This window comes from Kitasatospora sp. NRRL B-11411, from assembly GCF_000721345.1.
Classification (GTDB): domain Bacteria; phylum Actinomycetota; class Actinomycetes; order Streptomycetales; family Streptomycetaceae; genus Kitasatospora; species Kitasatospora cineracea.
On sequence record NZ_JOGH01000014.1, the window covers coordinates 15935 to 35570 of the forward strand.

At 72.5% G+C, this 19636-nt stretch carries 23 protein-coding genes and 1 pseudogene; 11 read left to right on the plus strand and 13 right to left on the minus strand.

Annotated features, from left to right (window positions below):
* Window position 1: 1 nt before the first annotated feature.
* The 5 genes from IH44_RS0109645 to IH44_RS46385 form a co-directional block, all read right to left on the minus strand.
* Window positions 2–2251 carry an ATP-binding cassette domain-containing protein gene (locus IH44_RS0109645; RefSeq protein ID WP_051816716.1) on the minus strand — a complete coding sequence of 750 codons (2250 nt, stop codon included), beginning with the start codon at window positions 2249–2251 and terminating at the stop codon, window positions 2–4.
* Complete coding sequence (locus IH44_RS0109650) at window positions 2248–4647, minus strand: ATP-binding cassette domain-containing protein (RefSeq protein WP_051816717.1); 2400 nt, start codon at window positions 4645–4647, stop codon at window positions 2248–2250. The genes IH44_RS0109645 and IH44_RS0109650 overlap by 4 nt, the downstream gene beginning before the upstream one ends.
* Window positions 4644–5525 (minus strand): acetyl-CoA carboxylase biotin carboxyl carrier protein subunit, encoded by an 882-nt coding sequence (locus tag IH44_RS46380; RefSeq protein ID WP_030459034.1) that lies wholly within the window; start codon window positions 5523–5525, stop codon window positions 4644–4646. The genes IH44_RS0109650 and IH44_RS46380 overlap by 4 nt, the downstream gene beginning before the upstream one ends.
* Window positions 5522–6760: a cytochrome P450 gene (locus IH44_RS0109660; RefSeq protein ID WP_051816718.1), complete on the minus strand. Its 1239-nt coding sequence runs from the start codon at window positions 6758–6760 to the stop codon at window positions 5522–5524. The genes IH44_RS46380 and IH44_RS0109660 overlap by 4 nt, the downstream gene beginning before the upstream one ends.
* A 131-nt stretch (window positions 6761–6891) precedes the next feature.
* Window positions 6892–7056, minus strand: a complete 165-nt coding sequence (locus IH44_RS46385) for a hypothetical protein (RefSeq protein ID WP_157852240.1) — start codon at window positions 7054–7056, stop codon at window positions 6892–6894.
* A gap of 276 nt (window positions 7057–7332) precedes the next feature.
* Between IH44_RS46385 and IH44_RS0109670 the strand changes: the two genes are divergently transcribed.
* From IH44_RS0109670 to IH44_RS0109680, 3 genes are all read left to right on the plus strand, one after another.
* Window positions 7333–8283, plus strand: a complete 951-nt coding sequence (locus IH44_RS0109670; protein WP_030459036.1) for an ABC transporter ATP-binding protein — start codon at window positions 7333–7335, stop codon at window positions 8281–8283.
* Entirely contained in the window at window positions 8280–9089 is an 810-nt protein-coding gene (locus tag IH44_RS0109675; RefSeq protein ID WP_030459037.1) for an ABC transporter permease, read from the plus strand. Before IH44_RS0109670 ends, IH44_RS0109675 begins: the two co-directional genes overlap by 4 nt.
* 175 nt (window positions 9090–9264) lie before the next feature.
* The gene (locus IH44_RS0109680) at window positions 9265–9795 is read left to right on the plus strand and encodes an ATP-binding protein (protein ID WP_051816719.1); all 531 of its coding nucleotides are present in this window, start codon (window positions 9265–9267) and stop codon (window positions 9793–9795) included.
* Window positions 9796–9815: 20 nt separating this feature from the next.
* Here the strand turns inward: IH44_RS0109680 and IH44_RS0109685 are convergent, their stop codons facing one another.
* Genes IH44_RS0109685 through IH44_RS0109695 form a run of 3 tightly spaced genes read right to left on the minus strand, consistent with a single transcriptional unit; the run spans window position 9816 to window position 10596 of the window.
* The gene (locus IH44_RS0109685) at window positions 9816–10061 is read right to left on the minus strand and encodes a hypothetical protein (RefSeq protein WP_030459039.1); all 246 of its coding nucleotides are present in this window, start codon (window positions 10059–10061) and stop codon (window positions 9816–9818) included.
* Window positions 10058–10243: a hypothetical protein gene (locus IH44_RS0109690; RefSeq protein ID WP_030459040.1), complete on the minus strand. Its 186-nt coding sequence runs from the start codon at window positions 10241–10243 to the stop codon at window positions 10058–10060. The genes IH44_RS0109685 and IH44_RS0109690 overlap by 4 nt, the downstream gene beginning before the upstream one ends.
* The gene (locus tag IH44_RS0109695) at window positions 10240–10596 is read right to left on the minus strand and encodes a hypothetical protein (protein WP_030459041.1); all 357 of its coding nucleotides are present in this window, start codon (window positions 10594–10596) and stop codon (window positions 10240–10242) included. The genes IH44_RS0109690 and IH44_RS0109695 overlap by 4 nt, the downstream gene beginning before the upstream one ends.
* 113 nt (window positions 10597–10709) lie before the next feature.
* On the opposite strand from IH44_RS0109695, the gene IH44_RS0109700 reads away from it, so the two are divergent.
* The 3 genes from IH44_RS0109700 to IH44_RS0109710 all read left to right on the plus strand — a co-directional run bounded on the left by IH44_RS0109700 (window position 10710) and on the right by IH44_RS0109710 (window position 12260).
* Window positions 10710–11540, plus strand: a complete 831-nt coding sequence (locus IH44_RS0109700; RefSeq protein WP_030459042.1) for a helix-turn-helix transcriptional regulator — start codon at window positions 10710–10712, stop codon at window positions 11538–11540.
* Entirely contained in the window at window positions 11533–11742 is a 210-nt protein-coding gene (locus IH44_RS0109705; protein WP_030459043.1) for a DUF397 domain-containing protein, read from the plus strand. Before IH44_RS0109700 ends, IH44_RS0109705 begins: the two co-directional genes overlap by 8 nt.
* Window positions 11743–11849: 107 nt before the next feature.
* Window positions 11850–12260: a hypothetical protein gene (locus IH44_RS0109710; RefSeq protein ID WP_030459044.1), complete on the plus strand. Its 411-nt coding sequence runs from the start codon at window positions 11850–11852 to the stop codon at window positions 12258–12260.
* Between the two features lie 153 nt (window positions 12261–12413).
* On the opposite strand, the gene IH44_RS0109715 is transcribed toward IH44_RS0109710, so the two are convergent.
* On the minus strand, window positions 12414–13748 hold the full coding sequence (locus IH44_RS0109715; RefSeq protein ID WP_030459045.1) for a transcriptional regulator: 1335 nt from the start codon (window positions 13746–13748) through the stop codon (window positions 12414–12416).
* Window positions 13749–13906: 158 nt separating this feature from the next.
* On the opposite strand from IH44_RS0109715, the gene IH44_RS46390 reads away from it, so the two are divergent.
* The 4 genes and pseudogenes from IH44_RS46390 to IH44_RS47825 all read left to right on the plus strand — a co-directional run.
* Window positions 13907–14065 carry a hypothetical protein gene (locus IH44_RS46390; protein WP_157852242.1) on the plus strand — a complete coding sequence of 53 codons (159 nt, stop codon included), beginning with the start codon at window positions 13907–13909 and terminating at the stop codon, window positions 14063–14065.
* Window positions 14066–14144: 79 nt separating this feature from the next.
* On the plus strand, window positions 14145–15728 hold the full coding sequence (locus tag IH44_RS0109725; protein ID WP_030459046.1) for an asparagine synthase-related protein: 1584 nt from the start codon (window positions 14145–14147) through the stop codon (window positions 15726–15728).
* A gap of 84 nt (window positions 15729–15812) precedes the next feature.
* Complete coding sequence (locus IH44_RS0109730) at window positions 15813–16346, plus strand: hypothetical protein (RefSeq protein WP_030459047.1); 534 nt, start codon at window positions 15813–15815, stop codon at window positions 16344–16346.
* Window positions 16347–16370: 24 nt separating this feature from the next.
* Window positions 16371–16466: pseudogene (locus IH44_RS47825) on the plus strand (DUF397 domain-containing protein); the annotation flags it as partial.
* Window positions 16467–17029: 563 nt separating this feature from the next.
* On the opposite strand, the gene IH44_RS0109740 reads toward IH44_RS47825, so the two are convergent.
* From IH44_RS0109740 to IH44_RS0109755, 4 genes are all read right to left on the minus strand, one after another.
* Window positions 17030–17263 (minus strand): hypothetical protein, encoded by a 234-nt coding sequence (locus IH44_RS0109740; protein WP_030459049.1) that lies wholly within the window; start codon window positions 17261–17263, stop codon window positions 17030–17032.
* Between the two features lie 148 nt (window positions 17264–17411).
* Window positions 17412–18251: a helix-turn-helix transcriptional regulator gene (locus IH44_RS0109745; protein ID WP_030459050.1), complete on the minus strand. Its 840-nt coding sequence runs from the start codon at window positions 18249–18251 to the stop codon at window positions 17412–17414.
* On the minus strand, window positions 18241–18762 hold the full coding sequence (locus IH44_RS0109750; protein WP_030459051.1) for a DUF6879 family protein: 522 nt from the start codon (window positions 18760–18762) through the stop codon (window positions 18241–18243). Before IH44_RS0109750 ends, IH44_RS0109745 begins: the two co-directional genes overlap by 11 nt.
* Window positions 18746–18961, minus strand: a complete 216-nt coding sequence (locus IH44_RS0109755; RefSeq protein ID WP_030459052.1) for a hypothetical protein — start codon at window positions 18959–18961, stop codon at window positions 18746–18748. Before IH44_RS0109755 ends, IH44_RS0109750 begins: the two co-directional genes overlap by 17 nt.
* Before the next feature lie 193 nt (window positions 18962–19154).
* On the opposite strand from IH44_RS0109755, the gene IH44_RS0109760 reads away from it, so the two are divergent.
* On the plus strand, window positions 19155–19580 hold the full coding sequence (locus IH44_RS0109760) for an NUDIX hydrolase (RefSeq protein ID WP_030459053.1): 426 nt from the start codon (window positions 19155–19157) through the stop codon (window positions 19578–19580).
* The last annotated feature ends 56 nt before the right edge of the window (window positions 19581–19636 follow it).

The window sequence follows — 19636 nt, forward strand, 5'->3', positions numbered from 1 at the left end:
CTCACATCTCCTGGAAGCGGGCGAGGCGGGTGAACAGCGGGTCGGTGCCGAGCAGTTCGCGGTAGGTGCCCTCGGCGGACACCCGGCCCCCGTCCAGCACGTAGATCCGGTCGGCAGTGCGGATGGTGCTCAGTCGGTGGGCGATCACCAGGCGGGTGCGGTCGAGGCCGGCGACGGCCTCGGCGACCCGCTGCTGGGTGGCGTTGTCGAGCGCGGAGGTGGCCTCGTCGAGCAGCAGCACGGCCGGGTCGCGGACCAGGGCCCGGGCCAGCAGCAGGCGCTGCACCTGGCCGCCGGAGAAGCCCTGGGCGTCCTCACCGACCCGGGTGCCCAGGCCCATCGGCAGGGCGCGCAACTCGTCGGCGATTCCGGCGAGTTCGGCGGCGTGCCAGATCCGCTCCTCGTCGATGTCGGGGTCGGCGCCGGCCAGGTTCTCCAGCAGCGAGCCGCGCAGCATCCGGCCGTGCTGGAGCACCGAGCCGAGCTGGCGGCGCACCAACCGGGCGTCCAGCGAGGCGAGTTCGCGCCCGTCGTAGCGGACCGCGCCGGACTCGGGCCGCTCGAAGCCGAGCAGCAGCCGGACCAGGGTGGACTTCCCGGCGCCGGACGGGCCGACCACGGCGACGAACTCGCCGGGCTCGGCGTGCAGCGACACCCCGTCCAGGGTCGGCAGCGCACTGCCCGGGTAGCGGAACACCACGTCCTCCAGGGCGAGTTGCCCCTTCAGGCGGCCGGGGTCGGCGAGCTGCCCGGCCCGTTCGGCGGCGTTCACGGCCGGCTCGGCGAGGATCGGCCGCAGCCGCTCCAGCACCGGGGCGACGCCGTACGCGCCGGCCGCGGCGTGGGTGACCTGGCCGAGCGCCAGGGCGACCTGTCCGGCGGCCACCCCGGCCGCCATCAGGTGCCCGGCCTCGGCGGCCGGGCCGAACGTCGCACCGGCCAGCAGCACGGCCAGCAGCAGGGGCTGCAACGCGGTGGTGAGGGCACCGGAGAGCGCCTCGGTGCGCATCGCGGCGGCGTCGGCGCGCTTCTGCCCGGCGAACGGGACGGCCCAGCGGGCGAACGCCTGGATCTCCCGGCCGGCGGTCTGCACCTTGTCGATGCCCAGCAGCAGCCCGTACAGCACCCCTTGGAGCTGCCCGTGCGCCGCGTACACCTTCGACTCGTGCTCCTGGCGGCGACGGCCGAGCAGCAGCAGCGCGGCCGTCACCGCCAGCACGGCGAGCAGCAGCAGCCCGCCGAGCCGCCAGTCCACCAGCAGCAGGACGGTCAGCCCGGTGACGGCGAACACCGCGCCCAGCACGGCGCCCACCAGCACCTCCGAGAGGGCCTGCCGGGCCTGCGCCACCGCGTTCGCCCGGTGCACCAGGTCGCCCGTGGTGTAGTCGCGGAAGAACCTGGCGTCCTGGGCCAGCAACCGGTCCCAGACGGCAGGTTCGAGCGCGTGCTGCACCCGGCTGGTGAGCCGGACGGCCGCGGTGTTGCGGACCAGCGTGAGCAGCCAGGACGCCACCACCGCGGAGCCCAGCAGCACGGCCAGCCAGCGCACCGGGTGCCGTTCGGCCAGCAGCAGGCCGGGCAGCAGCACTCCGGTGGACAGCGGGACGAGCAGGCCGAGCAGCGCCGACACCAGACCCGCCGCGCTCAGCACCCCGAGGTCCCGGCGGGCACCGGGCACGGCGAGGGCGAAGCGCAGCAGGTCGGCCGGGGTCGGGCACCCCGGCGGCAGCGGCGGGTACAGCAGCAGCGCCTGGCGGCTCAGCCCGGAACGGGTGGCAGCCCGTTCCGGGTCCGGGTCGTGGCGGCGGTGCCGCCCGGCCCGGGGTATCAGGGCGATCGGCCGGCCGTCCTCGGCGGCGAACGCCACCATCGGCCCGGCCGTGCCGCTCTCGTCCCCGCCGGCCAGGGTGACCGGACGCCAGCGCACCCCGGCCCGGCGCAGCAGCGCCGTCACCGGATCGGCGGCGTCCCGCACCGCGGCGGGGATCTCCTTCGGCACCGCGACGCCCAGCGCCCGCAGCACCTCCCGCGCCTGGTCCGCGCGGTGGCGCGGCGCTGCCGGCGAGGTGCCGCCGGGGCGCGGGGAGGTGTGCGGACGGCTGTCGGCGGTGCCCAACTCGGCCAACACGTCCGCGAGCGCGGTCCGGTTGGCCGCCACGGTGGCGTCGATCCGGGTCGCCGGATCGCGCTCCTCGTCCCCCGCGGCGGTCTGCGACCCGCCCCGACGGGCGGCGGTGATGGTGGTGCTCATGCCTGCTCCTCCGTCCGGACGGGGCGGTTCTGGGTGGGCTGGGTGGTCTGGGCTGTCTGGGTGGGGTCGGGGGTCCGGGTGGGCTCGGAGGTCGCGGCCGGCCCGGCGGGAGCCGACTCGCGGAGCAACTCCCGGTAGGGGCCGTCCTGTTCGGCGAGTTCGGCGGGTGGGCCCTGCTGGACGATCCGGCCCTCGCGGATCACCACGACCCGGTCGGCGGCCTGGATGGTGCTGAGGCGGTGGGCCAGGACGAGGCAGCTGGTGCCGCGGCGGCGCAGGTGGGCGTTGACGGCGGCCTCGGTGTGGGCGTCGAGGGCGCTGGTGGCCTCGTCGAGCACGATCAGGGCCGGGTCGAGGGCCAGTGCCCTGGCGATCTCCAGGCGCTGGCGTTCGCCGCCGGACCAGTTGCGGGCGTCCTCGTCGATCGGCGCGTCCAGTCCGCCGCGGCGGCGGACCAGTTCGGCGGCTTCGGCGTCGGCGAGGGCGCGGTGCAGGGTGTCCTCGTCGGCCGACGGGTCCCAGAGCGTCAGGTTCTCCCGGACGGTGCCCTCGAAGAGCCGCAACTGCTGTTCCACGTAGGCGACCTGGCCGGTGACGACGCCGCGGTGCCAGTCGTCGCGGGGGCGCCCGTCGAGCAGCACCTCGCCCTTCCAGGGGCGCAGCACGCCGGCCGCGAGCCGGGCCAGGGTGGACTTGCCGCTGCCGCTGCCGCCGACCACGGCGACCCACTCGCCGGGGGCGATCCGCAGCGAGATCCCGGCGAGGGCGGGCGGCCGGTTCGGGTCGTAGCCGAACTCCAGGTCGCGCAGTTCGAGTTCGCCGCGCAGCCGGACCGGCTCGGCGGGGGTGTCGAGGACCGGGGCGAGGTACGGGTCGACCTCGCTGGTCTCGATGTCCTCCAGGAGGGCGTTCTGGGCTCGGGCGACGGTGAACTCGGCTCCGGTGCCCACGAGTTGGGAGACCGGCAGGAGGAAGCCGTTGAGCAGCAGCAGGAAGGCCAGCAGGGTGCCGAAGGAGAGCGAGCCGGCCAGCAACAGGGCGGTTCCGGCGATCACCGCGGCGGCCGCGGCGGCCGAGTTGAGGGCGCCGGGCAGCGAGAGCGGCACCAGGACGGTCTCGGCGACCCGCTGCCCGGTGTGGGCGGCGCGGGCCTGCCAGCCGGCCCAGGAGCGGAACAGCGCGTCCTCGGCGCCCTCGGCCTTGACGGTCTCGATCGCCGAGACCCCGGCGAAGGCGACGCCGTCGCGCTTGTGACCCTCGGCGTGCAGCCGGTGGATCATGCCGCCGCGCCGCCGGTCGGCGGAGCGCAGCGCGAGCGCGTCCAGGGCGGCGACGGCGAGCGGGATCGCGGCGAGCTTGGGGGCGAGCCAGAGCAGCGCGGTGAGGTGCACGGCGGCGGCGGCCAGTGAGGAGGCGGCGCCCGCCACCCAGTAGGAGAGCAGGTTGGCCAGGCCGTCGTTGAGCTGCACCCGGGTGACCAGGCCGCCGAGCTGGCGGCGGTGGAAGAACGCGCCGGGCAGCCGCAGCATCCGCCACAGGAAGGCCGCCGAGGAGCGGGCGGCCATCGCCTCCAGCACCCGGTTGACCATCGCGGAGCGCAGCCAGTTCCCGGCCAGGACCAGTCCGGTGACGGTCAGGCCGGCCAGGGTGAGCGGCACCGCCCAGCCGCTCGCGCCGCCGTTGACCACGGCGGACAGGTAGGTGCGCAGCAGGAACGCGGAGGCCACGCCGGGCACCGTCATCAGCATGCCGACCAGCACCGCGACCAGCATCGGCCAGGCGTAGGGCCGCAGCCGGGCGCCGAGCGAGCGCAGCAGCGGGAAGCGGCGGCCGCCGCGTTCGAAGTCGGGGCCGGGTTCGAAGCCGACGGCGATGCCCGCGAACGACTCCCAGAACTCGGCCGGGGTGGCCGAGTAGGAGCCCAGCGAGGGGTCGTTGACGTGCACCCGGCCGCGCTTGACGCCCTCGAAGACGGCGAAGTGCGGGCCGGTGACCAGCACCATCGACGGCACCGGCACCGCGTCGAGGCCCTCCAGCCGCTCGCCCTCGCGGCGCACCACCCGGCGGCCGCGGGCCAGCAGCCCGTACCGCCCGGCGGCGCGGGCGACGGCGGCGGCGCTGACCCCGTCCCGGCTGACCCCGCAGGCCCGGGACGCCTCGTTGAGCGTCACCCGCCGCCCGAACGCGCCGAGCACCACGGCGAGGCAGGCCGCCCCGCAGTCCTGCTCCTCCATCTGCGGCACCACGGGCGTGCGCAGGTGGCTGCGCGGCTTCTTGCGCCTGGGGGCGGTCTTCGGCTTCGGCTTCGGTGCTGCGGGTTCGGCGGTGCCGCTGCCCGCGGTGCGCGGTTCGGTGCCGGCGGGCGGTTCGACGGTGGCGCTCTGCGCGGGCTTCATCGCTTGGCCTCCTGTCCGAGCACCGCCTGGTACGGGTGCCGGCTGCCGAGGTCGACCCGGACGTCCAGCGCCAGCGGGCCGTTCAGCGCGACGCCCTGCGGGAGCCGGGCGTACGCCACCCAGACGGGGGCCGGGCCGGCGGGCAGGCCGGGGACGGCGACCGGCAGGGTGCCGTCGAGCGAGTCGGCGCGGACGGGCAGCGGCTCGACCCGGTCGACGACGGCGCGGACCGCGCCCCCGCCCGGGGCCGGGACGAGCACGGGCAGGCCGGGGGTGAGCTTCGCGGCGTCCTTCGGGTTGTCCAGCAGCAGCCGGACGGTGGGCGGCGCGGCGGCCGCGTCCAGCGTCAACACGGGTGCTCCGGGCGAGAGTTGGTCACCGGGCGCGGCCAGCAGGGCGCTGACGGTGCCGGCCGCGGGGGCGGTCAGCCCGGCGTCGCCGACCAGGGCGAGCACCTGGCCGGCGACCACCCGCTCGCCCGGCCGGACCTCGAACTCGACCAGGCTGCCCGCGCGTTCGGCGGCCACCCGGACGGGCGCGTCCCCGTGCGCGGCGACCGCGTGCACGGTCAGGGTGTGCGGCAGGCGCCCCCACACCGCCCAGCTCGCGCCCGCGCCGACGGCCAGCACCAGCGCGGCACCGGCCAGCCACAGCCGGGCCCCGACCAGCCGCACCGGCTGGTCGAGCCCGGGTTCGAGCACGGCGGCGGCCCGGGCGGCGGCGACTGCGGCCGTCTGCGAGCGCGCCTGCGGCGCGGCTGCCGTAGCGGCTTGCGGCCCGGCTGCCGGAGCGGCCTGTGCCCCGGCCGTCGGCTCGGCTGCCGGTACGACCGCCGACTCGGCCGTCGGCTCGGCTGTCGACTCCGTCGCGGTGCTCATGCCGCCACCTCCATCAGTTCGGTGCGCGGCGGGCAGGCCACCGGCAGTTCGCGCACTCCGCCGAAGGCGAACTGTTCGTTCCGGCGGGCGGTGGCGTCGGTCAGCGTGGTGCTCAACTCCCGTACGGCGTCGGCCTCGGCGAGGCCGCGCAGGACGGCGGAGCCGGCGATCAGGGAGAGCGGGGCGCCCAGGCAGTGGTGCGGGCCGTGGCCGAAGGCGAGGTGTCCGCGTTCGGGGCGGTCGGGGTCGAAGCGGTCGGGGTCGGCGAAGCGGCGCGGGTCCCGGTTGGCGGCGGCGTACAGCAGCATGGCGACGCTGCCGGCCGGGACGGTGGTGTCGCCGAGCGCGACCTCGCGGGTCAGGGCGCGGGCGCTGGCGCGGACGGGGCTGCCGAGTCGCTGGGCCTCGTCGAACACGGCGGCGGCCAGCGCGGGTTCGGTGCGCACCCGGGCGGTCAGGCCGGGGGTGCGGATCAACTCCCAGGCGGCGACGGCCAGTCCGGAGGTGAGCGTCTCCAGCCCGTTGGCCAGCAGCATCACCACGAAGGCGAGCAGTTCCTCGGTGTCGAGCCGGCCCTCGCCGCGTGCGGTGGTCAGCCGGCTGATCAGGTCGTCACCGGGGGCGGCGGCCCGGGCGGCGCACAACTCCTCGACGTAGGCGTGGAATTCGGCGAACTCGGTGTCGATCTCGGCGGCCTCGGGGCCGTCGCCGAAGGGGTCGAGCATCGCGCGGGCGACCAGGCTCGCCCAGCCGGTGATCCGGTCCTGCTCGGAGTCGGGGACGTCGAGGATGGCGCAGGAGACGGCGACCGGCAGCGGGACGGCCAGGTCGGCGACGAGGTCGAAGGAGCCGGCGTCGATCAGCGGGGCGAGCAGCCGGGCGGCGGTGCCCTCGATCCGCTCGCGCATCTGCTCCAGCCTGCGGTGGCTGAACGCGGCGGTGGCCAGCCGCTTGAGCCGGGTGTGGTCGGCGCCGTCGCGCATCGGCAGCATCCGGTTGACCACCCGCAGCAGCGCGGTGTTGCCCGCCCGGGGCAGGCCGACGGTGGTCGGGTCGACGTTGGTGCCGGGGTTCATCAGGACGGTGAGGATCTCCTGGTGGCCGGAGACCACGTACAGCGGGCCGAGGTCCAGCACGGGCGCCTCGGTCAGCAGCCGGCGGTAGAGCGCGGGTGGGTCCTGCTGAGCGGCGGGCTGCTGGATGAACCGCGTCAGCTCGTGCCGGAGGCTGTCCATGCCCGGCTCTCCTTCAATCTGGCGGTGGGGCTGGGTCGTTGGTGCCGGGCCTCGGGGGTGGGCCCCCGGTGCCGGAGCGGGGTGCGGGGGTGGGCCGCCGGAGAGCGGACCACCCCCGCACAGGTCCCGAATTACTCGGCCGCGACCTCGGCGACGGAGTTCGACACCGAGCTGAAGCTCGACACCGGGCAGGCGGCGGAGAGCAGGGAGGAGACGGAGACGCCGCCGTTGACGGTGTCCAGCTCCTCGACCTCGATGTCGAACTGCTCGTCCTTGTTGATCTCGTTCTGCGCCATGGGAATCTCCCTCGGTTTCGCGGCGCCGGCCCGCTTCTCGGACCGGCCGCCCCGGTTTACCCTTTTTCTCGCCGCCCGCTTTCCCGGTTTCGCTTTTCTCCGGTTCCGCTCTCGGCGATGTCTCAACTATGACCGAGTTCCGAAAGTCCGTGCAGTAGGAGATGTCAGATTCCGCGGGGCGTAAATGTCACCGCCCGAGATGACATTTTGCACATGTTCTGACCTGCATCGATGCGCTACTTGCCGTTCCCCGCCCGCACCCGTCACGCTGCATGCATGACACCTCTTTCCGAGAATTCCCCGGCCGTGGAGGTAGTGGATCTGCGGCGCAGTTACGGCGATTACGAGGCGGTGCGCGGCATCTCCTTCTCGATCGCCCGCGGCGAACTCTTCGCCCTGCTCGGCACCAACGGTGCGGGCAAGACCACCACCCTGGAGGTGCTGGAGGGCTACCACCCGCCGACCTCCGGCCGGGTCCGGGTGCTCGGCCTGGACCCGTTCACGGCGGGCCCGCAGGTGCGCCGGCGTACCGGGACGATGCTCCAGGAGGGCGGGTTCTTCAAGGAGTTGACGGTCAAGGAGACCGTCGACTGCTGGCGCGCCTTCACCAGCGGGGCCCGGCCGACCGCCGAGGTGCTGGCGAGGGTCGCGCTGGAGCCGAAGGCCGGCACCCGGGTCTCCCAGCTGTCCGGCGGCGAACGCCGCCGCCTGGACCTGGCGCTGGCCGTGCTGAACGACCCGGAGCTGCTGTTCCTGGACGAGCCGACCACCGGCATGGACCCGGAGGCCCGGCGCTCCACCTGGCACCTGGTCGAGGAGCTGCGGGCGGCCGGCACCACGGTGGTGCTGACCACCCACTACCTGGAGGAGGCCCAGCAGTTGGCCGACCGGGTCGCCATCATGGACCGCGGCACGATCGCCGCCGCGGGCACCGTCGCCGAGGTGCTGTCCGGCCGCGGCGACCTGATCAGCCTGCCGCTGCCGCCCGGCCGCGAACTCGCCGCGCTGCCCGAACTGCTCGGCACCGCACCGTCGTTGACCGGCGGCCGGGCGGTCTACCGGGTGCCCCGCTCGGCGCCCGCGCTGGCCGCGCTGCACGCCTGGGCGGCGGACCGGGGCGTCGAACTGGACGGCCTGGAGGTGCGCACCGGCTCGCTGGAGGACGTCTTCCTCGACCTCGCCACCGCCGCTGTCCCCTCCCCCACCCCCCTGGGAGCGTCCCGATGAGCTGGTTCACGTACGCCAAGGGCCAGTTCGCGCTGGACTGGAAGGTGTTCTGGCGCAACCGGCGCTCCACCTTCATCGGGTTCCTGCTGCCGGTGCTGCTCAACCTGGTGATCGCGGCGCCGCTGCGCGACAAGGAGATCGGCGGGGTGAACGCCGCCGGGTACGTGGCGGTCGGGCTGCTCGGGCTGGCCCTGGTGACCTCGTTCGTCAACCTGCTGGGCAGCGTGGTGTCGCGCCGCGAGGAGCTGGTGCTCAAGCGGCTGCGCGGCACCGAGTGCCCGCCGAGCGCGATCTTCGCCGGGCAACTGGGCGCGGGCGGCGTGGTGGTGCTGATCCAGGCGCTGGTGCTGGGCGGCGTCGCGGTGGTCTGGTTCGGCGCGCCGCTGCCGGCCGACCCGGCGCTGCTGCTGCTCACCCTGCTCGGCGGCTACCTGCTGTTCTCGGTGCTGGCGGTGGCCTTGTCGGGAGTGACGCCGTCCGCCGAGTCGGCGCCGCTGGTGGCCACGCCCGTCCTGGTGCTGTGCATGTTCGGCGCGGGCGTGTTCACCCCCGTCGCCGGCCTGCCCGGCTGGCTGCAGGGACCGGCCGGGGCCCTGCCGCTCTCCCCCGTGATCCGGGGGCTGCGCACCGCCTGGTTCGGCCGCGAGTTCGGCGCCGAGACCTGGGCCGGCGGCCCGCTCCGGGAACTCGACCTGCTGCACGGCTGGACGGCGGCCGGCCCCTCGCTGCTGCTGCTCGCCGCCTGGCTGGCCGCCGCCGCGATGCTCTCCCGCCGCCTGCTGCGCTGGGAGCCCCGCCGCGGCTGACCCCGGCCGCCCTCCCCCTCACCTCCGACCGGCCCGCCACGGCCGAAAGTGCCCTCCGCCAGGGGACTTCCGACCGTGGCGGGCCGGTGGCGCACCGTCGGAGTCTGGACCGTGCGGGCCGTCTCCTGTCGTCGGCGGGTGCCCGTGCCCGTGCCACAGCCCCCGGAGGTCCGCGATGCCCCGCAGCCGTCCACAGCTCAGCCTGCTGACGCTCGACAGCACCCCGGAGTCGGTCTCCGGGGCCCGCCGCCACACCGCCCAGGTCCTGCACTGCTGGCACGCCCGGGTCGAACTCTCCGACGCCGCCCGGCTGGTGGTCTCCGAACTCGCCACCAACGCGGTCCGGGCCCGCGGCGGCCCGCACGGCTTCACCCTCTCCCTGGTCCTCGACCGCGACCACCTCCTGGTCCAGGTCGGCGACCGGGACCCGCACCCGCCCCGCCCCCGCGAAGCCGGCCCCGACGCCACCGGCGGCCGCGGCCTCCACCTGGTCGACACCCTCTCCTCCCGCTGGGGCTACTACCGCACCGCCCCCGACGGCAAGGTCGTCTGGGCCGAACTCCCCGCCGACACCGCCCCCGACGACCCCCCGGGCCGCCCGGACCACCCGGGCCACCCGGGCCACCCGGACCCCCTGGGCCGCATCCTGATCGACACCCACCAGCCCTGCGTCCCCGTCTCCCCGCCCGCCGACCGCTGCCGCTGACCGCTGCCCCTGACGGCCGCTCACCGTTCGGGGAGGCTCCGGTAGACGGCCCACAGCTGCTCCTGGCCGGACCTCCGGCGGTGGCCGAAGCGGTCGGCGGCCTGCAGGACCGAGAGCACTTCGAGGTGGTTGGTCTCCCTGCGGTGGGGCGGCAGTTCGAGGAAGATGCGGATGCCCTCGCCCTCCTCCGCCATCCTGACCTCCACGTCGAGCAGTTCCACCAGCCGGGAGGCCGCCTCCCAGGCCCGGACGGCAGGCTCCGTCACGACTCCTCCGCCACCCGCTCCGGCGGAACGAGTTCGCCCAGCGTGGTGACGCTCTCCCGCCCGTCCCGCAGACTCCGGACGAACACCCCGCAGGCGTGCACCGCCATCACCCGCACGTCCTCGCCCGAACGCCGATCGTGCGCCGACTGCCCCTCCCGGGGCTCCCACCGCTCGCCGCTCACGCGGTCAGCCCCTTCGCCACCACGTACACCCCGTCGCCCGACGACACCGGCCGCACCCCGCAGTCGGCGAACACCCGGGCCAGCACCCGCCGCGACCGCCCGTCGACCAACCGCCCCGTCAGCCGGGCGCACTCCGTGAGCACCTCGGCCAGCACCCGGGCCGTGGCCGCGCTGCACCCCCCGAGCGAGACGTGGGCCCCCGCGACCAGCCCGCTCCCCCTCGTCACCGGCATCACCCCGGGCTCGGACGGCAGCCCCGCGAGCCGCCACGCCGTCTCCACGGCATCCGCCGCCTCCTCCGCCTCCGCCCGGTGGGCACGCAACCGTGCCGTCTCCTGCTCCAGCTCCGCCATCGTCGCTCCGTACTCTCGACTGCCCGGTTCTCCCCATCAGCGTCGGCATCCGTCGCTACCCTGAACAGGGGCCACATCCCAGCAAGGGCACTGCCGGAACGGGGACATGACGGATGGTCAGCGGAAAGAACCTCGCCCCTGCCTCCTCCCCCAGCGCCTTCTACGGGGCGGAGGTCCGCAGGCTCCGCGAGGAGAAGGGGCTGTCCCAGAGCGGGCTGGGCGAACTGGTCTTCTGCTCGGGCGCGTACATCGGGCAGATCGAGGTCGCGGTCCGGAAACCACAGGCGGACCTCTCGGGGCGACTCGACGCGGCACTGGGCACCGGGGGCCATTTCACCCGCCTCTACCCGATGGTGGCCCGCACCCGGCACGCCGCGCACTTCGCTCGGGCTGCTGAGCTCGAATCCCAGGCCGAGACGATCTCCCACTATGCCCCGACGCTGGTGACGGGGCTGTTGCAGACAGCCGACTACGCGCGGGCCGTCGTTCGTGCGGCAAAGCCGTTCGCGTCGGCCGAAGCAGTGGACGACACGGTGACGGCCAGGCTCGAACGGGCGCGCATCCTGGCCGGCCCAACAGCACCCCTGTTGTGGGTGATCCTTCACGAGGCGGTGATCCGGATGCCCGTCGGTGGCGGTCGCGTGATGGCCGATCAGCTACGCCACCTCACGACGCTGGCGGAGGACGGCCAACTCCTGCTCCAGGTACTGCCGTTCAGTGCGGGAGCACATGCCATGGCAACAGGGTCGCTCTTCCTGATGACGTTCGCGGAAGCCCCACCGGTGGCGTACGTCGAGGGCCCGTACTCAGGTCAGTTGCTCGACGATCCGGCCATAGTCGCCCGTTGCCAGAGGTCGTACGATCTAGCCAGGGCCGTCGCACTGTCGCCGGAGACGTCCCTGGCCCTGGTCAGATCGGCGGCGGAGGAATACGCACATGAGTGAAGCGACCGGCCTCAGCACCTCCATGTGGCGCAAGTCGTCCTACAGCGGCGGTGACGGCGGCGAGTGCATCGAGGTGGACGACGCCAACCCCGGCACCGTCCGCGACTCCAAGGACCCCGACGGCCCCCGCCTCACCTTCACCGCCCACACCTGGCAGACCTTCGTCGCCAGCGTCAAGGCAGGCCACTACCCCCACGCATGATGTCCCATCAGCTCCAACAAGGCCCCGGCTGAGTTCCCGCCGGGGCCTTCACGTCACGGCCCCGGCTGTGATCGAGTTGCCGGGCGTGTTCGAGTGAGGACGGCGCAGTGGACGAAGACGAGTGGCTGCAGCGGTACGGGCTGCACCCCGACACCGGGCAGCTCGACGAAGTCCGTCAGCTCCTGCGGGAGCAGACCGACGCCGAACGCCGCGCCCAGGGCCGGGGCGACACGGCGCTGATGAAACTGTGCTGCGTCCAGCTCTTCACCGCCGCCGTACCCGACGACGTCCTGCTCATCTGGCAGGCCAAGACCGCCGGCATGGACGCCGACGCGTCGATCGAGATCCACCTGCTCTGCGGCGGCGGACTGACCGCCGCCAAGGACCACTTGGCAGCCGACCGGTCCGCACCGGCTCGGGCCGCGCTCCGACGCCTGCTCGCGTGCGAGGAAGCGGGCGACTTCGAGGATTTCTCGGTGGCCCGGCAGACCGCCGCCTACGCCTCCTACTACGCGTAACAGCACCCGGCGGCAGCCGGCGCCTGGCGGCTTCAAGCAAGGTCTCCTCCAGTGACCGGCCGGCTTGGCGGCCTCCAGGAGGATGCCGGTGAGGACCGCGTAGATCACCTGGGCTCAGTTTCGTGCTCTCGAAGAGCCGGCCACGCCGTGGCATCAGGCTCGGGAGAGTTCAGCGGCGCGCTGTCGCAACTCACGGACGTGGCTGTTCCGCTGGAGTGGTGAGGTCATGGTGACCATGGAGTCGATGCGGTCCTGACATCTGGCGGACTGGACCATGGGGTAGTCGTCCAGCACTCGGTGCCAGTCGGCACAGGCCTCCTCGATCCGTCCTGCCTCGAACTTCCGCTCGGCCAGCATCGCTCCGTATCGGACCCGGGTACGCCGGTAGATCGGCTCACGGATCCGGTGGGACTCCTGCATCGACCCGATGGCGCCACTCAAGTCGCCAAGCTCGTAACGGACTTGGGAAACGTGGTAGTGCAGCGCCGAGGGGTCGTACGAGCCGAACGCCTTGGCTTGGGACTCGGCCTTCTCCATCGCGGTCTCGGCTTCGGCGACCTGGTGGAGGGCGGTGGCGCGGTCACCGGTGATGGCCGCTGCGTGAGCCTGCTGACCTGCCAGGAAAGCCCGCATGCGCGGTCCGGCATGGGGAGAGGCTGCGGACGCGGCGTCGGCCAGCCGGAGGGACAGTGTGCCGTTGCCGAGGTCGCCGTGCATGACGCTCATCCCCCGCAGGGTGGTGCAGAAGGCGAGCTGGTCACCGGCGGCGGCCGAGAGTTCCAGGGCCTTGGTGTAGTACTGGTCGGCCAGGCCGTCCAAGCGCTCGTCCATGGCCATGTAGCCGGTCAGGTAGCAGTGGTCGGCGGCGGCCGAGAGCATCGCCGTCCTGACCTCGTCGGTGGCCTCGGCCTGGAGACAGGGCACGATGGTGTTGACCAGGAAGGCCGCCGCCATGGGTCTGGCGAACCGTCCGCCGAACTGGTCGTCCAGGCTGCTGACCTGTTCGGTCATGGCGGCGACGGCCTCGACCTCGCGCATCCCGATCCGCGCATGCGGATTCGTCCTGATCGCCTTGAACCGGCCGACGGCGTCCTGCCAGCCGGGGATGGCCACGGCCGCTGAATAGAGGCTGGCGGCTCCCAGTACCGCACGGCGCGACGGGTCCATGTCGGCCCTCCCCAGCTCAGCAAGTCCTGTCAGGGTATCGGGTTCCGCGCCGGCCACCGCCGTACTGGCGAACCCGGCGTCGGCCGCAGTGACCGGCCGCCCGAGAGCCCGTCCCAGGACGACCAGGATCAGATCCCGGGTCTTCCGGCGGGGCACCGTACCGTCGTTCAGCCAGTGGCTCACCGACGACTCGTCGTATCGCAGGCGCATCCCACCTCGGGTGCCCGCACTGTTGATCGCCCGTGCGAACTGGCTGTGCTTCCACCCCAGCTCGTCCAGGAGCCCTGCCAAGCAAGTGTTCTGACTCGACTTCACCGACATGGGACTGCCTTTCCCCGGGATTCAAGTCTTTCAACTCGCGATCACGGCCAGGCAGTTACCGCATGTGGGCGTTCGACGGTTTCCTGGTCCAGCCGCCGACAAGAACCAGCACTCCGTCGGTCGCACCCACCGGTACCCGATTGGAAGGGACAGGAACGATGAACATCTTGACCGAGAAGGGCCTCCTGGAGGCGTCCAGCCGGATCTTCGGCGACGAGCCCGCCTACGAGGTCCTGGACACCACCGACCGGTACTCGTACAAGAAGATCGCCGGGTCCAGCGACTCCGTCCAGACGTACGACACCACCGCGGTCTGACGTCCTTCCGGCCGGCCACAGCCTCGATGCTGCGGCCGGCCGCGCCCTCCACCTCGAACCCCGCGAAGGACGGACCAGCATGTTCCGGCTGCGCATCACCCACGACGACATCACCCCGGAACGGGCCTGGGAGTGGGCCGCCGACCAGTGGCGGTGCGGCTCGTCCTGGGCCAAGCCCTACCGGCACGAGCTGACCGAGCAGACCGCCATGACCGACGGCATCCGCACCGTGCTCGTCTCCCGCGCCAAACAGACGACCGACACCTCAGCGGCGCGGCCCGAGGTCGTCACGGTGAGCCCCGGCATGTACCGCAGGAGGCTCGATGAGATCCACGGGAGCCACGACGACTGGACCACGATCGAGACGACCCCGGGCGGCACCGTCCGCGTCAGAACCGGGACCGCGTGCACCGCGCCCCAGTACCTCGTGGCCGCCAACGGAGTCCTCCACGGCGCATGGGACCTCTTGGACCTGCGGGACTACCAGAACTCCGATCGGCTCGACCAACTGGCCGTCACCCGACACCTCGCTCTGCGCACCCGGTACTCGGCGGCCACCTTCTGGCAGGACATCCGCCTCCTGACCGAACGGGCAACCGCCCGCTTCGTGGAGGGCGGCCTGCTCGGAATCCGGTTCCCCGAGCCGGCCGAACACACCCGCGCCCGTCTGCTGCGAGAGGGCGCCGACCCGTTGCCGCTGTTCCGGGACCTCCTGGACCTGGCCGTCACCAAAGCCCCTTGGGAAGGCTCCAGGACGGCCGTCCAGCTGTCCGGCGGCATGGACTCCACCGTTGTGGCACTGGCCATGCAGACAGCGCGCCAAGGGGCCGGAGTGACCGCCGGGACGGTCATCCTCGACGGCGAGCGGGGCACCCAGCAGACCGAACGGCGCAGGCTCATCCTGGAGTACCTCGCGGGCGGCTGGTCGGGCATCACCGTCGATGCCCTGGCCCATCTTCCGTACGGCCCGGCGTCGAGGTTCAGCCGGTCCGCGGGGACCTCGCCGACCACGGACATCTACACCGACGCCCTCGGCGCCCTCTCCGACCGGTTCGCGGAGAACGACGTCAAGGCCGTGTTCACCGGCATCGGGGGCGACGAGTTGATGGCCACCACCTCCGCCGAGGACGAGGGCGGCTGGGGAGGCTTCGAGCCCACCGAAGTACCGTCCTGGCTGGGCCCGGTCGCCGTCGCCGCCATCGAGGACATCGACACCGCGATCACTCCGGCCTCCGTCGTGCCCGAGACAGCACTCATGGCGAAGGCCGTGTGCGGGCCGGAGTTCCTGCGCCGGGGCCTGTGGCCCGTGCACCCGCTCACCGACCCCGCCCTGGTCAGGTACTGCGAATGGCTCCCCCTGGAGTGGCGCCGGAACAAGGCCGTCCTGCGCGAGAGCATCGACCGTACGGGACTGCCCCGGCAGGTCGCGCACCCGCCCGTCACCGAAAACTTCCAGCACATCATCACCGCCGCGATGCGGATCCACGGGGTTCCCCGCATCAGAAGGATCCTGACCGACGGCTCGCCGCTGTTCGAGGCCGGCCTACTGGACGCGGACGCGCTGTCCTCGACGGCCGACCGGCTGGAGACCGGGGCCGTCCGGGCCGGTGACCACGAGGTGGTGTTCGTCCTGCTGGCCGACTCCGCCCTGGTCCGGCGCTGAGTCCCCGACACCCCGGCTGACCACGAGAGTTGATCTCTCATCGCCCCATAGGCTGCGCTCCGGGTGCGCCGGAAGGAGAAGAGCATGTATCAGATGCGCGAGGCCACGATCGCGGACGCGGGCCCGATCGCGGACATGGTGCGCGCCAGGTCGGCCTGGCTGTCGGAGCGTGGACTCGGCGAGTGCGCGGACATGGCCGAGGAGTACGGATCACAAGCCGGGAACCCCGACTTCCCCGTGTGGGTGCTGGAGCACGAAACGGACGGCGTGGTCGGCTGCACTTCGCACTTCGGGAACGAGTCCTTGCCACCATGGGCGTTCACCGAGGACGAGCAGGCCGAGCCCACCCTGTTCCTGGCCACGACATTCACCCGGCCGAACCCGCACCGCCTCGGCCGGCTGATCGCCTGGTGGTCCTTGGACCGGGCCGCCGGCCTGGGGCTCACCTGGGTACGCCGCGGTACCGGCCAGGAACAGCTCTCCCGGTACTACCAGCAGGCGCAAGGGTGGGATCTGCTGCGCGTGGCCGACCGACGCGGCCACAAGGTGTTCTTCCTCCAGCGGAAGGCAACCCGGGTACCGGAGCTGCCCGAGCTGATGGCGGGTCGAGGTATCTGACAGCACCCCGGCACCGTCCGCGACTCCAAGGACCCCGACGGCCCCCGCCTCGCCTTCACCGCCCGCACCTGGCAGACCTTCGTCGCCAGCGTCAAGGCGGGCCACTACCCGAGCGTGTGACGTCCCGCCAGGTCCGGCAACGCCCCTTCCCTTCCCTCAGGTGAGTGCAACCGGACAGGGCATGGTGGGGGTGTCTCGCTGGTGGGGCCGGCGGGGGTGCGGGGGCAGGAGACGGCGGCCACGGTGCGGAGTTGTCGGCCCGGGGTCCAGTAGGTCCAGATCGTGTCGTGGGGGTGGGCGGCGAGGAAGGTCCGGGCGTGTTGCAGTCGGACGGCCGGGGGGAGGTCGGTGTCCAGGGCGGGGGTGTCGGCGAGTTGCCTGCCGAGCCAGTTCAGGACTTCGGCCGGGTCGTGGGTCGTTAGCCTGATGTGGTCCGCCGGTTTGGCCAGCCAGTGCATGACCTCCAGCGGCGGGACGGGGCTCGGCCACACCGGCCGCCGGCCGTTCTGCGGTTCGGGGGGCCGCCGGTCCCTGTCCTCGGGGCGTTTGCTGCCCGTCCACGTGTAGCCGTGCCAGTGCGGTGCGGGCCTTACCCGGTGGTCCATGCGCGCCTACCCTGATCGGGGGCGGGTCCTCGCTCCCGGTTGCGTCGGGAACGAAGGCCCGCCCGTCCGCTGCGTGTGTCAGACGGCGGTGTCGAAGCGGTCCGGGTCGATGCCGGCTGCCGCCAATTCGGCGGTGCTGAACCTCAGTTGCAGGTCGGGCCGCTTGGTGTCGCCCACCACCCACAGGCCCCCGGCCACCCCGGGCACCTCCGTCAGCGTCGGGCACGTCTCGTGGTCCGACTGCTGGTTGCCGCCGCACGCCTTGAAGGCGGTCAGCCCGGGCGGGATCTCCAGCTCGTACAGGTCGCTCACGGTGCTGCCTTCCCGTTCGATCCTGCGGGGAAGCCGTCCCCGCACGGCGGTGCGCCGGGACTGGGTCATCAGGTCCGGTACCGGCGTCCGAACGGCAGTCAGGCTAGGAGAATTCCGGCGCGGTAATCAACGACATTCCCGCCCGCGACTAAAGATCTCCACGGCACATGTCCGACCACTCGGACAGCCTGGCCCTTGCCTCGTCGCCGAACAGTGCGCAGCGCTCGTAACCGGTAAATTCGTCGAGATAACTCCGCACATCGCGTGGATCCCGAAACACCATGGCGCCGGTCGAAACCTCCACCGTGGCCATCCTGCTGTCATAGACCGTGAAAGTGTTCAGCGGGCAACTGGGAAGGTACCCGCCGATCGGGATCACACCGAGCCGGACACTCGGCAGACGGCTCAGCGACGCCAGGTGGTCGATCTGGACCGCCATGGCGGCCGGTCGGAGGATCGGCCACCTGACGGCCTGCTCGGTCAGGACGAACGTGAAGGATTTCGACCGGTCGTAAAGGACCGCCTGCCGGTCCAGTTTCCTGGCAATGGTTCTGCTGTGGTCGCCGGGAATGTGGGCCAGCGTGGCCTTGACGTAGTCAGGGGTCGAGAGCAGGCCCGTGATCATCGAGAGCAGGAAGAACCTGAATTCACGTGCCGACTTCTCGAGTTCCGCCAGTTCGGCCTGCTTCTTGTCCAGCCCCTTCCGGCGGAGGTTCCGGGCGTCCTGCCATTCGGTGTTCGCGATCCTCGCCAGCGCCACGATCTCCGCCACCAGCGATGACGGCGCGTTCAGCGCGCGCAGGATGCGCTCCACGTCGACCAGTGAGGGCGTTGCCCTGCCGGTCTCGATCTTGCTGATTTTCGACTGCGACATGCCGCAGCGCAGAGCGAGCCGGTCGCCGCTCAGACCGGCCTGCCTCCGCAGTGTTCGCAGTGTCTCTGCCAGGTCCGCCTTGCTCCGACCCAGATCCGTCGGCTCAAATGTCAAGCCCGCTCACGTACTCCACGAACGGAACCGATTCGGCGACCGCGATCCGCTGGTACTCGACGAACGGCGCGAGGTCGCCCTCGTAGACCTCGCGGCTGATCTGTCGTCCGTCCGGCTCGTAGTTCATCAGGACCACGGCCTCCCGGTCGAAGAACCAGTAGTCCTGGACCCCTTCGAGCGGATTCTCCCGTCCCGTCACGTCGAGGATGCGGATCTCTTCGCCGGCTCGGGCGCTGTGCGCGTAGTAGCGCTGGAATTCGAACCGCAGGTAGTCCGACAGGGGGCGGGAGACGACGTGGACCCGCCCGAGCGTCCTCCCGTTCTCCCGGTGGCCGCGGATCAGCCCCGTCCAGTAGTCCTCGAAGGGGCCGGCGAAGCGCTCACCCGAGAGGAATCGCTGGAATTCTTCGGCTTCTTGCGGCATTCGGTACTCGGGCAGGGTCTCAAGCCGCCACGCCTCCGAACGGAAGTCGCGGAACTTGGCCTGCCACTCCTCACCATCCAAGAACACGAACGGCCTCCCGCAGCACGCTCTCGGGGATTTCGACCAGGCCCTCTCCCTCGGGCGGCGCGAAGCCGTCGAACACGTCCCCCTGCACGACGAACGAACCCCGGTCCGTGGCGTAGACGTTCGGGCAGTCGTTCTGGCCGCACTCACCGGACCCGCTGCCCGTGGTGGTGAGCCGCGTGAGCCCAGGCTTGTCCGCCATGGTGAACCCCCTTGCGCGTGGCCCTGGTTGGGCCGGACATGATCGACGCTACGCAGCTCGGGCGGCCCGGTCCACGGAGGCGCGGAAATATTCCTGTCCGCGAATAAACGATCTCCGCAGGCGGCGGCCGTCCGCCGGACGTTGGTCGGTACGATCTTCCGGCCCGTCCTGGCCGCCGTGGAGGAGCCGCAGCATGGCTGAGCAGACCGACAGACCAGGTATTGCCGCCGCCGTCATCGTGCGGGACGGTCGCGTCCTGATGGTGCAGCGCCGGGTGGAGGAAGGCGAGTTGTCGTGGCAGTTCCCGGCCGGTGAGATCGAGGCCGGCGAATCGCCGGAGGCGGCTGCTGTCCGCGAGACCGCGGAAGAGGTCGGCCTGACGGTGCAGGCCACCCGGGTGCTCGGGGAGCGCGTGCATCCGAAGACCGGGCGCCGGATGTCGTACGCCGCCTGCGAGGTGGTGGAAGGCACCGCCGCGGTGGTCGACACCGAGGAGCTGGCCGAGCTGGCGTGGATCACTCACGGGCAGATCGCCATGTTCGTGCCGTACGGCTTGTTCCCGCCGGTGCAGGCGTACTTGGACACCGAGATGCGGCGGGGGAAGGACCGCTCGGGCTGAACTCGTGAGGGCGTCGGGCGGGGCGGGGACGGCGGGCTCCGGCTCGGACGGCGGGA